This is a genomic window from Streptomyces sp. NBC_00358 (assembly GCF_036099295.1).
Classification (GTDB): Bacteria; Actinomycetota; Actinomycetes; order Streptomycetales; family Streptomycetaceae; genus Streptomyces.
Genome location: NZ_CP107976.1, coordinates 3,071,544 through 3,086,069 on the forward strand (window position 1 = coordinate 3,071,544; position 14,526 = coordinate 3,086,069).

The window sequence follows — 14,526 nt, forward strand, 5'->3', positions numbered from 1 at the left end:
GAAGGCACGGAAGCGGGGGCTCGTGCCGGAGGATCGGGGGCTCGCGTTCGGAGCCGGGTGGAGCGCAGAACCCATTGGTGCCGGAGCCTCTATTCCGCTCTTCCGCTATTCCGTGAACGAAGCCGCTGGCCGCAATTCGACGAAGGCGGTCGCCCGGGCATCGTACTTCTCCGCGAAGTGCTGGGTGAGCAGCGCGTGGAGGTGGCTTTCGTCGTCCACCACGACCAGCTCGTGCGCTCCGGGCGCACTCAAGAACTCGCTGTGTGCCGACAGTTGGTCCAACCGGTGTCGCGCCATGTAGGACACGAGGTCGTGCCCCGCGACATACAGGGCGTCGTCCGCGTAGACGAACCGGCAGCTGAACTCCCGGCGCCCATCGGTCGCGTCGACCAGGGTCACCGGCAGATGGGTGAACCGGTCCATCGGCTTGCTCTGCTGCCACAGCTCGTCGAAGCGCTGTTCGACGAAGGTGCCGAGGGGTGAGCGGACGGCCACTTCGAGCTGGACGCCTTCGCCGGAGAGGCGCCCGACGGTGAGGAAGGAGACCAGGGAGCGGTCGTCCCAGCGGTAGAGGGTGACACCGGGGGACGTGGAACACAGGCGCACTTCGAGGAGTTGACGGCAGTCCTCGCCGAGCCGGAGCGCGAACCGGTCCAGGGTGCGCAGGTTGCGCATGATGTCACGGCGGATGTCGGCGCTCTGCTCGCCCAGTTCACGGCCGCGCAGGATGACCGCCAGGGAGTCGGGGTCCAGCAGCAGGATCTGCACGCGGGCGCCGTGCGCGGTAGCCGCCTTGATACCGCGGAACAGACGTTCGGAGAACTGCGGGCCGAAGACGCTGGAGAAGGTGTCCAGGACCTTGACGTTCGAGGTCGAGCCGAAGACCTGGGCGCTGAACCACTCGTAGTCCAGCCTGGTGTGCTCGCGGACCCGGCCCTCCTGGGCGCGGCTGATCAGCGGGCCGATCACGAAGACGGTGACGACGACACCGACGATGTCCGTGCCGAGGTTGAGGGTGAGGTTCTCCCCGTAGTTGGCCATCCGCGAGCTGCTCCAGAGGAGCACCGCGGCGACGGTGGCGAGCAGCCCGAGCACCGTGAGGCTCTGGGGACGGCGTGGGGTGCGCAGGGTGCGCAGCAGCCAGCGCGGTCGTGACAGCGGCGACCTCACGCGCACCTGCGCTCCCTCCCCCGGCCGTGCGGGCGCACGGGAGGACACGCTCCCCCCGTGGAATCAGTGGATACCCGTGTCGCCGGGACGCTACGCGTCGAACGAACAGCCGGTCCCCATAACCCTGTTGGGGTGACGGGGACCGGCGGGAGGTGTGGGTGTCGCCGGGGAGCCGGCGGGGGCCGCTAGCCCAGCGGGTGCATCCAGCCGTGGGTGTCCTCGGTGATGCCGCGCTGGATGTCGAGCAGGGCCTCGCGGAGGCGGAGGGTGACCTTGCCGGGCTCGCCGCCGGACTGGTGCCACTCGGTGCCGGCGCGCTTGACGTTGCCCACGGGGGTGATGACGGCGGCGGTGCCGCAGGCGAAGACCTCGGTGAGGGTGCCGTTCTCGGCGTCCGTCTGCCACTGGTCGATGGAGACGCGGCCCTCCTCGGCGGTGTAGCCGAGGTCCCGGGCGACGGTCAGCAGGGAGTCGCGGGTGACGCCCTCCAGGATGGAGCCGGTGAGGGACGGGGTGACGATCCTGTCGCCGTACACGAAGTACAGGTTCATGCCGCCGAGTTCCTCGATCCACTTGTGCTCGACCGCGTCGAGGTAGCAGACCTGGTCGCAGCCCTTGGCCGCGGCCTCCTTCTGGGCGAGGAGCGAGGCGGCGTAGTTGCCGCCCGTCTTCGCGTCGCCCATGCCGCCGGGAACGGCGCGGACGCGGTCCTCGGAGAGCCAGATCGAGACCGGCTTCACGCCGCCCGCGAAGTAGGCGCCGGCGGGCGAGGCGATGACGAGGAAGAGGTACTCGTTGGCGGGCTTCACGCCGAGGCCGACCTCGGTCGCGATCATGAAGGGGCGCAGGTACAGGGACTCTTCGCCGCCGTGCGAGGGAACCCAGTCGCGGTCCTGGCGGACCAACGCGTCACAGGCCTCGATGAACGTCTCCACCGGCAGCTCCGGCATGCCGAGCCGGCGGGCGGAGGCCTGGAAGCGCTTGGCGTTCTTGTCGGGACGGAAGGTGGCGACGGAGCCGTCGGGCCGGCGGTAGGCCTTGAGGCCCTCGAAGATCTCCTGCGCGTAGTGCAGGGTCATGTTCGCCGGGTCCAGGGAGAGCGGTCCGTACGGAACGAGCTGGCCGTCGTGCCAGCCGCGGCCCTCGGTCCACTTGATGGTCACCATGTGATCGGTGAAGTGGCGGCCGAACCCCGGGTTGACCAGGATCGCCTCGCGCTCGGCGGCGGAGAGCGGGCTGGCGGAGGGCTTGAGCTCGATCGTGGACTGCGTCATGAGTGGTTTTGTCCTTCACCGGTTGTATGTGACGGGCCGCGCTCACGCCCGCACTGCCAGTGGCCAGTGATAGGACGTCCGAGCATTCCCTCATTCCGCGGCTCCGCGTTCGATTATCGCGCGCGGAGGACCGTGGACGAAACGGTGTGCGTACGGCCCAGGGGATAGCCCAGGTGATGATGGTGGCACCCGGCGAGGGCACAGCAAAGCCGCCGGGTGCGGATGCGACCCGGCGGCTGCTACGGAACGTAGGCTCAGCGGCGGGTCAGCCGGCTACTCGCGCGGCCAGCGCGTCGCCGATTTCCTCGGTGCTGCGGGCGGGCTTGCCGACCCGCTCGGCGAGATCGGCGGAGACGGCGTCCTCGATGCGGGCGGCCTCGGCCTCGTAGCCGAGGTGGCGCAGCAGCAGGGCGACGGACAGCACGGTGGCGCTGGGGTCGGCCTTGCCCTGGCCCGCGATGTCGGGCGCCGAGCCGTGCACGGGCTCGAACATCGAGGGGAAATCGCCGCTCGGGTTGATGTTGCCGGAGGCGGCGACGCCGATGCCGCCGGAGACGGCCGCGGCGAGGTCGGTGATGATGTCGCCGAAGAGGTTGTCGGTGACGATCACGTCGAAGCGCTCGGGCTGCGTGACGAGGTAGATCGTCGCCGCGTCCACATGGACGTAGTCCGTGGTGACCTCGGGGAACTCCTCGGCCACCTTGTTGAAGACGTTGGTCCAGAGGTGGCCCGCGAAGGTCAGCACGTTGTTCTTGTGGACCAGCGTCAGCTTCTTGCGCGGGCGGGCCTGCGCACGGGCGAACGCGTCACGGACGACCCGCTCGACGCCGAACGCCGTGTTGACGGAGACCTCGGTGGCGACCTCGTGCGGGGTGCCCTTGCGGATGGTGCCGCCGTTGCCGGTGTACGGGCCCTCGGTGCCCTCACGGACCACGACGAAGTCGATCCGGGGCTGACCGGCGAGCGGGGTCGCGACGCCCGGGAGGAGCTTCGACGGACGCAGGTTGACGTGGTGGTCGAAGGCGAAGCGGAGCTTGAGCAGGAAGCCGCGCTCCAGCACGCCGGACGGGACCGAGGGGTCGCCGATCGCGCCGAGCAGGATGGCGTCGTGCCCCTTCAGGGCGTCGAGGTCGGCGTCGGTGAGGGTCTCACCGGTGGCGTGGTAGCGCCGGGCGCCGAAGTCGAACTCCTTGGTCTCCAGCTTCACGTCCGGCGGAAGTGCGGCGGAGAGGACTTTGAGCCCCTGGGCCACGACTTCCTGGCCGATGCCGTCACCGGGGATCACTGCGAGATCGATGCTGCGAGACATGACGGCACCGTACTCCGTGTCCCATGGAATGACACTCGATGTCCGCCATACGGACGACGGGTGTCGGAGCACGCCTACCCTTCGACAGGTGTTCACTCGTACGCAGGAACGCCGTTGGCGCACGATGGGAACTTTCCAGACATGACCGCTCCCTCCAGGGGGACTCCCCCCGGACTCCCCGTTCCCGATGTCGGCATTCCCCACGAGCTCGCACGCGAGCTGAGCATGGCCGAGCAGTACGAGTACCTGCGGACGAGGTTCACCCGGCGCCGCGCGCTGGTGGCGGCGAGCGCCTTCGCGGGCGGCGGGCTGCTGGCCGGCTGCGGCTCGGGCACCAGGGCTCCCGCGCGAACGGCGTCGGGCTCCTCCCCCCACCCGGCCACCGGTCGGGTGCCCGGCTCCGCGGTCACGCCGTTCGGTCGCCACCTCGCGTTCGGCGCGGACCCGCAGACCCAGATGCGGATCTCCTGGCAGGTGCCGTTCGCGGTACGGAAGCCGTACATCCGGGTGGGCCCGGCGCCCTGGGCGCTGAGCCGCCGGATCGAGGCCGAGGTCCGCGCTCTGCACACACCGGGCCTCACCGGGCAGCGGGCGGCCCTGGACCAGTACTACCTGCACGCGGCCCTCGACGGGCTGCGCCCCGGGACGACCTACTACTACGGGGTCGGCCACGAGGGCTTCGACCCCGCGGACAAGGAGCGGCACTCCACGGTCGGGCACTTCCGCACGGCGCCCGCGCGGCCCGAGAAGTTCGTGTTCACCGCCTTCGGCGACCAGGGCGTCACCCCCGACGCACTCGCCAACGACCACGTGCTCCTCGGCCGCGGCCCGGCCTTCCACCTGCACGCGGGCGACATCTGCTACGCGGACGGGATCGGGCTCGGCCAGGAGTCGGACGTCTACGACCCGGCGGCCTGGGACCTGTTCCTCAAGCAGACCGAGACGGTGGCGAAGTCGGTGCCGTGGATGGTGACGACCGGCAACCACGACATGGAGGCCTGGTACTCGCCGAACGGCTACGGCGGCCAGTCCGCGCGCTGGACGCTCCCCGGCAACGGCTTCGACGACCGGCAGGCGCCCGGCGTCTACTCGTTCGTCTACGGCAACGTGGGCATCGTCGCGCTGGACGCCAACGACGTGTCGTACGAGATCCCCGCCAACAAGGGCTACTCGGGCGGCCGGCAGACCGCCTGGCTCGACAAGCGGCTCGGGGAGCTGCGCGGGCGGGTCGACTTCGTCGTGGTCTTCTTCCACCACTGCGCCTACTCGACGTCGACGCACGCCTCCGACGGCGGAGTGCGCGACGCCTGGGTACCGCTGTTCGCCAAGCACCAGGTGGACCTGGTGATCAACGGGCACAACCATGTGTACGAGCGCACCGACGCCATCAAGGGCGGCAAGGTGGGCAAGCAGGTACCGGTGGGCGCCTCGACCGATCCGACCCGGGACGGGATCGTCTACGTCACGGCGGGCGGGGCGGGCAAGAGCCTCTACCGCTTCCCCGCCGGGGTCAAGGACAGCTACGAGGGCAAGGTCACGCACCGCGAGTCCGTCGAGACGTTCCACTGGACGAAGTCCGAGCAGCAGAAGCCGGACACCGTGGAGTGGTCGCGGGTGCGGTACACCGGCTTCTCCTTCCTCTCGGTGGAGGCGGAGACCGGTTCCTCACCCCGGCTCAAGGTCTCGGCACTGGCCCAGAGCGGCGAACGCATCGACCACTTCGAGGTACGGCGCGGGAGATGAGCACCACCCGGGAGGGTGAGCACCGCACGTGACAGCACGTCGAGGTGCGGCGCGGGGCAGGCCCGCGCCGCACCCCTGCGGGTGCGGCTCCCGGTCGAGAGCGGCGGGCGTTCAGTGGCCCGTCGCCCCGCCGTTGTCCCTGCGGTCGAGGGCGCGCTGGAGCGCGGCGGCGGCGTTCTTGCGGTCGGACTCGCTGTTCGTGCGGGAGAGGTGACGGACTCGGCGGACGGTCGTCTCGGCCATGATGAATCGACTCCTTGCCTCCGGCGGGGCCCACACGGGCGGCCGGAAGTGCGGTGAGGGATTTACGAGACGCCGGAAGGGGCGGGGAGCGGTGCCGCAGGGGTTGCCTGCCAAGGGGCTCCGGCTCACGACCGCCATTCGCTTGGTCGAGCGAGACGTTCGGCTCCTACCAAGCTAGGCGAGGATCGGTCATCTGTCTGCACGATTACTCGGACTTCCTACTATCTGAGACGGCGGATTAGGTCACACCGCTCCGACCTGGGACAACGGTCCGCACGGCGTCACCCGTCGCGGAGTGCAGCCTCAGGGCTCCCACCGTCGGCAGCAGACACAGCACACCCAGCACGACGAACGCGACGGCGTACGCCGGACGCACTCCGTCCGTCAGCGCCGCGCCCCCGCGCAGCGCGACCGTGGCGATCGCGATCCCGAGCCCCGCGGCCAGTTGGTGCGAGGTCGCGAAGAGCGCGTTCGCGTCGCGCAGCCGTTCCTCACGCGTCTCGCTGAACGCGATCGTCGCGTAGCCGCTGAGTCCGACCGAACGGGCGACACCGCCGACGGCCACGACGATCCCGATCACCGCGACCGGCGTCGTCGCCGTGAACAGCGCGCAGAGTGCGGTGGTGACCGCGAGCCCCAGGGTGGAGACGACCAGCAGCGGCCGGAATCCGAACCGGTTGATCAGATACGTCGTCGCCGGCTTGATGCCGATGTTGCCCACGAAGACGAACAGCACCACGGCGCCCGACTTCACGGCACTCCACTCGAAGACCTCCTGGAACAGCAGGGGCAGCAGGAAGGGGAGGGCGGAGACGACCGCCATGTAGAGGGAGCCGTCGAGCGCCGCGGTCCGGAAGGACGGGACGTCCAGGGTGCGCAGGTTGACCAGCGGATGCGCGGCACGCAGCAGATGGCGTACGGCCGCCGCCAGGGCCACGACCGCGACGGCACCGGTCACAGCCGTCTCCGCCCAGCCGCTCCGGTCCCCGGACACCAGATGCGCTGTCCAGGTCAGCGCCGCGAGACCGACGCAGGTGAGCAGCATGCCGGGCACGTCGAGCGGCGGCGCCACGCCCGGCGTGCCCGGCGCGATGAGCCGACGGGCGACGAACAGGGCGAGCACCCCGAGCGGCACGTTCAGCAGGAAGATCCAGTGCCAGGAGGCGTACGTGGTGATCACGCCGCCGAGCAGCGGCGCGACGACCGGGGCGGCCAGGCCCGGCCACACGATGTAGGCGACCGCGCGCGGAAGGTCCCGCTTGGCGATCCCGGCGACCACGACGAGCCGGCCGACCGGCACCATCATCGCGCCGCCCGCTCCCTGGAGGACCCGGGTCACGACGAGGACGCCGAGACCGGGCGCCAGCGCGCAGGCCACCGAGGCGAGGGTGAAGACCGTGATCGCGGCGAGGAGGACGCGGCGCGGACCGAAGCGGGCGGTGAGCCAGCCGGAGAGGGGGACGAGGACGGCGAGGGTGACGAGGTAGGCCGTGACGACCAGGCCGACCGATGCGGGTGTGGTGTGCAGGTCGGCGGCTATCTGCGGGGCGGCGGTCGACACGATCGTGCCGTCCAGCATCTCCATGAAGAAGCAGCCCGCGACCAGGAGCGCGGTACCGCGCTGACGCGAATCCATCATGGGTCCAGGTTCGGGGCGGACCATTACTGCACACAAGGTCCGATTGCTTCACGTAGCATTGCGTCCCATGCAGCATTCGCGGTCGCGGGACGGGGCGGCCCCCCTCCCGGACATGAACCTGCTCCCCGCTCTCGACGCCCTTCTGCGCGCGGGCGGCGTCGCGGGCGCGGCGGCCGAACTGAGCGTGTCCCCCTCGGCGATGAGCCGCACCCTGGGCCGGCTGCGCCGGGTCGTCGGTGACCCGCTCCTCGTCCCCTCGGGCCGGGGCCTGACCCTCACCCCCCGCGCGCGGGAGATGCAGCCCGGCGTGCAGGCGGCGCTCGCGGCCGCAGTGGCCGCCCTCCACCCGCCCCGCGACATCGACCTCGCGACCCTGCGGAGGGAGTTCAGGATCCGCACGAACGACGGGGTCGCGATGTCCCTGGGCGCCCCGCTGCTGGAGCTGACGGCGCGGGAGGCACCCGGCGTGCGACTGCGGCTGCTGCCGGAGGGCGACGAGGACCCGGCGGACCTGCGCACCCATGTCGACCTGGACGTGGGCGAGTTGCCGGAGGAACTGCCGCACGACGTGCGCAGCGCAGTCCTGCGGATTCACCGGTATGTGGCCGTCGCACGCGCCGACGCCCCTTTCGCGCAAGATCCGTTGACCCCCGCCCGCTTCGCCGCGCTGCCCCACATCACGGTCACCCGGCGCGGCCGCACGCACAGCGTGGTGGACGAACGTCTCGCCGAACTCGGCCTGAGCCGCGACGTCCTGGCCACCGCCCCCACCTATGGTGCGGCCTGTTTCTTCGCCCTGCGCACCGACGCGCTGGCCCTGGTCCCCTCGGAGGTCGCCACCGAGGCGTCCCGGGTGCTGCCACTCGTGATCCTGGAGATCCCGCTGGACCTGCCGGAGGTGGCGTCGGCGCAGGCGTGGCACGTGCGGCTGGACACCGATCCCGCGCACCGGTGGCTCCGCGGGGCACTCACCCGCGCGGCCGGGGGATCGGCCCCGCCGTGGACGCGGGCCCAGCGACCGGCTGACCGGTAAGGGCCGCCCGACCGCGACCGGCTGACCGGTACAAGCCCGACCGACCGATACCCGGCCGGCACCCGCTCCGTTCAGAGCACGTCGCCGTCCCGCCAGTCGAAGACCAGCGCGTGCGCCGGGTCGAGGGGGCCCGCGACCGTGCCGGGACGGACGAAGGTGGTGCCCTCCTCCTCGGGGAGCCGGACGGCTCCGTCCGGAGCGAGCACGCAGACGTGGCCGGGCCAGAGCCGCCAGCCCCGGGCCGCGTAGAGGGCGGCCCCGTCCTCGCTCGCGGAGAGCGCGCCGAGCCCGTACGCGCTCTCGATGATCCGCTCCAGCTCGGCCAGCACCCTCCCGCCGAGCCCCGTGCGGCGCACGTCCGCGCGCACCCCGACCGCCTCCACGTATCCGACCCGCAGCGAACGGCCCCGGTACAGGACGCGCCGCTGGATCACCGAGCCGTGCGCCGCCAGGCCCTGGCCGTCGTGGACCAGGACGTGCAGGCCGCCGAGCGCGTGGTCCCAGTCCTCGTCCCTGAAGTCCCCGTCGAAGGCGTCCTCCAACAGGCTGCGGGCGGCGCGGAGTTCGGCGGGGGCGAGATCCGCCGTGTGGGCGGTCCGCAGTCGGGTGGCCATCCGGCCAGTATTCACACGGGAGCCAGGAATCCCATCCCTCCCACCTCACCGATCCCGCCCCGGCGCCCCGTCGGCCCGCGAGACGACGACCGCCCCGCGCGGGCACCCGGAACGTCGGCCGCGGCATCCCGGCCACGATCGACTAACTGTTAAAAGTTGATTGACAGGTTAGAAGTGCGCGTGATGGAGTGGCCTCACCATCAAAGATGTTTTCAGGGGTTAGGGGATCAGACATGAGCAGTCACCCGGTCCACCACGGCCACCCGGTGCACCACCGCACCACCACCGTCCGCGGCCACCGGATCGCCTACCGCGAGGCCGGCCCCGCGGACGCCCCCGTCCTGCTCCTCCTGCACGGCTTCCCGACCAGCTCGCACATGTTCCGGGACCTGCTGCCGCTGCTCGCCGACCGCTATCACCTGGTCGCCCCCGACCATCTGGGCTTCGGCCGCTCCGCCGCCCCGGCCGCCGCCGATTTCCCGTACTCCTTCGACCGACTGGCCGGGATCACCGACGAGTTCACCGAACAGCTCGGCATCAAAAAGTACGCGCTCTACATCCAGGACTACGGCGCCCCGATCGGCCTGCGCCTGGCGCTCGCGCACCCCGAACGGGTGACCGCGATCATCACGCAGAACGGCAACGCCTACGAGGAGGGGCTGGGCGCGGACGCCTGGGCCCCGGTGCTGGCTCTGATCGCGGAGCGCACACCCGCGACGGAGGCCCCGGTCCGGGCGATCAGCGGCCCGGACGGCATCCGGTGGCAGTACCTGACCGGCGTACCGGACCGGACGCTGGTCAGTCCCGACGCCTACGAGCACGACACGGCCCTGATGGCCCGACCCGGCCAGCCGGAGATCCAGCTCGACCTGATCTCCGATTACGGCTCCAACTTCGCGCTCTACCCGGCGTTCCAGGAGTACTTCCGCACCAGCCGGGTCCCGCTCCTGGCGGTCTGGGGCGGCCACGACGAGATCTTCGTCCCGGAGGGCGCCCTCGCCTTCCGCCGCGACCTCCCGGACGCGGAGGTGCATCTGCTCCCCACCGGGCACTTCGCCCTGGAGACGCACGCGGGCCAAGTGGCCGCACTGATACGGGACTTCCTCGGCCGACGGGTGTGAGGCGACGGCGCGGCGTACGGCCCTGACGCACCGGGGAACTGGAACCGCCCCCGCTCCACGGACGGGGGAGACCGTGAGGCGGGGGCGGAGTGGGTGACGGGCTGCCGGTCCGGGGACCGGCAGCCGCGTTCGGCTGTCAGCCCATGTGCGGGTAGCCGTAGTCGGTCGGCGGGACCAGCGTCTCCTTGATGGCGCGGGTCAGCGTCCAGCGCATCAGGTTCTGCGGGGCGCCGGCCTTGTCGTTGGTGCCGGAGGCACGGCCGCCGCCGAAGGGCTGCTGGCCGACGACGGCGCCGGTCGACTTGTCGTTGATGTAGAAGTTGCCCGCCGCGTAGCGGAGCTTCTCCATCGTGTACGCGGCCGCCGCGCGGTCGCCGGAGATGACAGCGCCGGTGAGCGCGTAGTCGGACGCCGACTCCATCTGGGTCAGCATCTCGTCGTACTTGTCGTCCTCGTAGACGTGCACGGCGAGGAAGGGGCCGAAGTACTCGGTCGTGAAGACCTCGTTCTCCGGGTCCGAGCACTCGACGACGGTCGGGCGCACGAAGTAGCCGACGGAGTCGTCGTACGAGCCGCCCGCGACGATCGTGCAGGTCGGGTCGGCCTTCGCGCGGTCGATGGCCGCCTTGTTCTTGGCGAAGGACCGCTCGTCGATGACCGCGCCGATGAAGTTCGACAGGTCGGTGACGTCACCCATGGTCAGCCCGTCGACCTCGGCCGCGAACTCCTCCTTGAAACCGGAGTTCCAGATGGAGGCCGGGACGTAGGCGCGGGAGCTCGCCGAGCACTTCTGGCCCTGGTACTCGAAGGAACCGCGGGTCAGGGCGGTCTTGAGGACCGCGCGGTCGGCCGACGGGTGGGCGACGACGAAGTCCTTGCCGCCGGTCTCGCCGACCAGGCGCGGGTAGGAGCGGTACTTCTCGATGTTGGTGCCGACCGTCTTCCACAGGTACTGGAAGGTCTTGGTCGAGCCGGTGAAGTGGATGCCGGCGAGGTCGCGGTGCTCCAGGGCGACCTTGGAGACCTCGATGCCGTCACCGGTGACGAGGTTGATGACGCCCTTGGGCAGGCCCGCCTCCTCCAGGAGCTGCATCAGCAGCACGGCGGCGTGGGTCTGCGTCGGGGACGGCTTCCACACGACGACGTTGCCCATGAGCGCCGGAGCGGTGGGCAGGTTGCCGGCGATCGCGGTGAAGTTGAAGGGCGTGATCGCGTAGACGAAGCCCTCCAGCGGACGGTGGTCCATGCGGTTCCACACGCCCGGGGAGTTCGCCGGCGGCTGCTCGGCGAGGATCTGGCGGGCGTAGTGGACGTTGAAGCGCCAGAAGTCGACGAGCTCGCAGGGGGTGTCGATCTCGGCCTGCTGGGCGGTCTTCGACTGGCCGAGCATGGTGGAGGCGGCCAGCGTCTCGCGCCAGGGACCGGCCAGCAGCTCGGCGGCGCGCAGGATGATCGCGGCGCGGTCGTCGAAGGCCATCGCGCGCCAGGCCGGAGCGGCGGCGAGGGCCGCGTCCACGGCGTCCTGGGCGTCCGCCTGCGTGGCGTTGGCGTAGGTGCCGATGCGCGCCTTGTGGTTGTGCGGCTGCACGACGTCGAAACGCTCGCCACCGCCCATGCGCCGCTCGCCGCCGATGGTCATCGGCAGGTCGATCGGGTTCTCGGCCAGCTCCTTGAGCCTGGCCTCCAGGCGGACGCGCTCGGGCGAACCGGAGGCGTAGCCGTGCACCGGCTCGTTGACGGGGGTGGGGACCTGGGTCACAGCGTCCATTTTTTCCGTAACTCCTTGAGTCGAGCGGGTGGTTCGGTCTCAGCCCTTGGTGAGGATCGAGCGCGCGAAGAAGAGCAGGTTGGCCGGCTTCTCCGCGAGGCGGCGCATGAAGTAGCCGTACCAGTCGGTGCCGTACGCGGTGTAGACGCGCATGCGGTGGCCCTCGGCGGCGAGCCGCACGTGCTCGTCGCTGCGGATGCCGTAGAGCATCTGGAACTCGTACTCGTCCAGTTTGCGCCCGGCCGTCCGCGCGAGCTCCTGGGCGATCGAGATGAGGCGCGGGTCGTGGGACCCGATCATCGGGTACCCCTCGCCCTCCATCAGGATCTTCAGGATGCGGACGTACGCCTTGTCGGTCTCGGCCTTCTGCTGGTACGCGACCTCGGCGGGCTCCTTGTAGGCGCCCTTCACCAGACGGACGCGGCTGCCGCTCTCGGCGAGGCGCCGGGCGTCGGCCTCGGTGCGGAACAGGTAGGCCTGGATCACACAGCCGGTCTGCGGGAAGTCCTTCCGCAGCGCCTCGTGGATCGCGAACATCGAGTCGAGGGTGGTGTGGTCCTCGGCGTCCAGCGTGACGGTGGTGCCGATGGCGGCGGCGGCCTCGACGACCGGGCGGACGTTCGCGAGGGCCAGCTCGTGACCGCCCTCCAGCGCCTGCCCGAACATCGACAGCTTGACCGACATCTCGGCCTTGGTGCCGAGGCCGAGCTCCTTGAGGCGGCCGATCAGCTCCAGGTACGCGTCACGGGCGGCGTACGACTGCTCGGGGGTCGTGATGTCCTCGCCCACGACGTCCATCGTGACTTCCAGGCCCTTGCCCGTGAGGTCCTTGATGATCGGGACGACCTGGTCGACGGTCTCACCCGGGATGAAGCGGTCCACGACCGGCTTGGTCACCGGGGCGGCCGAGATCAGACGGCGCATCTTGTCGCTGCGCGAGGCGGCGAGAATCACGGGACCCAGCACGGGGCACCTCCACAACGAAGTCAGCAGGAGGCCGAATCCCGACGATTCGGGTGCGGCACGGAGAACCACCGTGAAACCTAGGGATCTCTCCGATCCTGGGCCATCGACAGCTGTCACGCATCCCTGCCCCGGATCTCAGACAAATGTATGAAGGGCCCTCGGAAATGCGCGAGAATGCCCGGGTGAGCGGTGAATACAGAGGCGACTACCAAGAGCTGGTCGACGAGATCTCGGCGCTCCTCGGCGTCCCCGCGACGCTGGAGAACCGTGATTTCGAGCTGATCGCCTTCGGGGCGTACGACAGCGAGGGCGACCTCGACCCGTCCGCCCTGGACCCCGTGCGCACCCGCTCGATCCTCACCCGCCGGTCCACCACGACGGTCCGCACCTGGTTCGAGGGCTTCGGCATCACCCGCGCGACCGGGCCCGTCCGTATCCCGCCGACCCCGGAGGCCGGGGTCTACCGGGGGCGGATCTGTCTCCCGGTACGCCATCGGGGCGTCGTCCTCGGCTATGTCTGGCTGCTCGACGACGACCCGGGCCCCACCGACGCCCAGTTGGCCGGCGCCATGCAGGTGGCCTCCCGCATCGGCGCGCTGCTCGCGGACGAGGCCCAGGCCGGCGCGGACCTCACCCGCGAGCTGCGGGCCGTCCTGACCGCCGAGCGCGGCTGGCAGCGCGACATGGCGGTGGCCGAGCTGCGCACGGCGCTCGGCCCGCGCGGCGACGGCCTGCACACGGTGGTGTGCGTGGCGCCCTGGCCCTCGGCCGACCCGGACGACGCCCCCTCCGCCCGTACGGTGCCGGGGGCGACCGCGCTGTGCACCATCCCGTGGGGCGCCACCGGCCAGAGCCTGGCCCTGCTGGTACGGCTGCGTTCGCCGGACGTCCTGACTCCGGCGCTGACGGCGGCCGGCCGGTTCGTCCGGGAGGCCGCGGGTGTCCGCGACGGGGGTACCGCTCCAGGCGTCGGCCGGGGTGCGGGCTCCCCTGCCGGCGGTCCGGGTGCCGCGTCTCCCGGTGGCGGTCCAGGGCCCTCCTCCCCCGGCGGCGGTCCCGCGGGGGCCTCACCGCACGGGACGGCGGCCGCCGGGGTCGCCGGGGCCCGGGAGGGGCTCGGGGAGCTGGGGGCCGCCTGGCGCGAGGCGGCGGCCGCCGCGCGCGCGGCGCTGGCCGAACCCCGGCTCGGTCCGGTCGCCGAGTGGGGGGCGATCGGCCCCTTCCGGCTCCTCACCGCCCTGCCGCCGGACGTGGCCCACGACCCCGCCGTGAACACCCTGTTGGGCACCGCGCACCGCGAACTCGCGCGCACGGCCGAGGTGTTCCTCGACCGTGCGGGCCAGGCCGGGCGCACGGCGGCCGAGTTGGGCATCCACCGCCAGACGCTCTACTACCGCCTGTCCCGCGTGGAGCAGCTCACCGGCCTCGACCTGGACGACGGCGTGGACCGGCTGCTGCTGCACATGGCGTTGAAGGGCGCCCGCCTCTAGCGGGGGCGGCACCGGGCTACGCGGCGGTCCTCGCCGTCGCGGGCGCCCGGATGCCGACGGCGCCGATCCCGGCGCTCCGGGACCGGGAAGCGGTGACCGCCCCTCGCAGCCGGCCGGGCCACCGGTGAAGCGCCCGTCCTCCGGGTCGGACCGAGG

The 14,526-nt window shown here is 71.2% G+C and carries 12 protein-coding genes; 4 read left to right on the forward strand and 8 right to left on the reverse strand.

What is annotated here, in order from left to right:
- Window positions 1–105: 105 nt before the first annotated feature.
- The 3 genes from OHT01_RS12655 to OHT01_RS12665 form a co-directional block, all read right to left on the reverse strand.
- Window positions 106–1,170 carry a hypothetical protein gene (locus OHT01_RS12655; RefSeq protein WP_328553238.1) on the reverse strand — a complete coding sequence of 355 codons (1,065 nt, stop codon included), beginning with the start codon at window positions 1,168–1,170 and terminating at the stop codon, window positions 106–108.
- Between the two features lie 185 nt (window positions 1,171–1,355).
- Window positions 1,356–2,444: a branched-chain amino acid aminotransferase gene (locus OHT01_RS12660; protein WP_328553239.1), complete on the reverse strand. Its 1,089-nt coding sequence runs from the start codon at window positions 2,442–2,444 to the stop codon at window positions 1,356–1,358.
- 265 nt (window positions 2,445–2,709) lie between these two features.
- Complete coding sequence (locus OHT01_RS12665; RefSeq protein WP_328553240.1) at window positions 2,710–3,753, reverse strand: 3-isopropylmalate dehydrogenase; 1,044 nt, start codon at window positions 3,751–3,753, stop codon at window positions 2,710–2,712.
- A gap of 141 nt (window positions 3,754–3,894) precedes the next feature.
- Here OHT01_RS12665 and OHT01_RS12670 point away from each other — a divergent pair, with 141 nt between their 5' ends.
- Window positions 3,895–5,496, forward strand: a complete 1,602-nt coding sequence (locus OHT01_RS12670; protein ID WP_328553241.1) for a purple acid phosphatase family protein — start codon at window positions 3,895–3,897, stop codon at window positions 5,494–5,496.
- 111 nt (window positions 5,497–5,607) lie between these two features.
- On the opposite strand, the gene OHT01_RS12675 is transcribed toward OHT01_RS12670, so the two are convergent.
- The gene (locus OHT01_RS12675) at window positions 5,608–5,739 is read right to left on the reverse strand and encodes a hypothetical protein (RefSeq protein WP_266763092.1); all 132 of its coding nucleotides are present in this window, start codon (window positions 5,737–5,739) and stop codon (window positions 5,608–5,610) included.
- A 238-nt stretch (window positions 5,740–5,977) separates the two neighbouring features.
- Window positions 5,978–7,378 (reverse strand): MFS transporter, encoded by a 1,401-nt coding sequence (locus tag OHT01_RS12680; protein WP_328553242.1) that lies wholly within the window; start codon window positions 7,376–7,378, stop codon window positions 5,978–5,980.
- A 67-nt stretch (window positions 7,379–7,445) separates the two neighbouring features.
- Between OHT01_RS12680 and OHT01_RS12685 the strand changes: the two genes are divergently transcribed.
- Window positions 7,446–8,411 carry a LysR family transcriptional regulator gene (locus OHT01_RS12685; RefSeq protein WP_328553243.1) on the forward strand — a complete coding sequence of 322 codons (966 nt, stop codon included), beginning with the start codon at window positions 7,446–7,448 and terminating at the stop codon, window positions 8,409–8,411.
- A 71-nt stretch (window positions 8,412–8,482) separates the two neighbouring features.
- On the opposite strand, the gene OHT01_RS12690 is transcribed toward OHT01_RS12685, so the two are convergent.
- Window positions 8,483–9,025 carry a GNAT family N-acetyltransferase gene (locus tag OHT01_RS12690; RefSeq protein ID WP_328553244.1) on the reverse strand — a complete coding sequence of 181 codons (543 nt, stop codon included), beginning with the start codon at window positions 9,023–9,025 and terminating at the stop codon, window positions 8,483–8,485.
- 233 nt (window positions 9,026–9,258) lie between these two features.
- On the opposite strand from OHT01_RS12690, the gene OHT01_RS12695 reads away from it, so the two are divergent.
- Window positions 9,259–10,146, forward strand: a complete 888-nt coding sequence (locus OHT01_RS12695) for an alpha/beta fold hydrolase (RefSeq protein WP_328553245.1) — start codon at window positions 9,259–9,261, stop codon at window positions 10,144–10,146.
- A 136-nt stretch (window positions 10,147–10,282) separates the two neighbouring features.
- Here the strand turns inward: OHT01_RS12695 and pruA are convergent, their stop codons facing one another.
- Together pruA and OHT01_RS12705 are read right to left on the reverse strand one after the other, a co-directional pair.
- On the reverse strand, window positions 10,283–11,914 hold the full coding sequence (pruA, locus tag OHT01_RS12700; protein WP_328553246.1) for an L-glutamate gamma-semialdehyde dehydrogenase: 1,632 nt from the start codon (window positions 11,912–11,914) through the stop codon (window positions 10,283–10,285).
- Window positions 11,915–11,953: 39 nt separating this feature from the next.
- Window positions 11,954–12,880 (reverse strand): proline dehydrogenase family protein, encoded by a 927-nt coding sequence (locus OHT01_RS12705; protein ID WP_328553247.1) that lies wholly within the window; start codon window positions 12,878–12,880, stop codon window positions 11,954–11,956.
- A gap of 164 nt (window positions 12,881–13,044) precedes the next feature.
- Between OHT01_RS12705 and OHT01_RS12710 the strand changes: the two genes are divergently transcribed.
- Entirely contained in the window at window positions 13,045–14,370 is a 1,326-nt protein-coding gene (locus tag OHT01_RS12710; RefSeq protein ID WP_328553248.1) for a PucR family transcriptional regulator, read from the forward strand.
- Window positions 14,371–14,526: the final 156 nt, after the last annotated feature.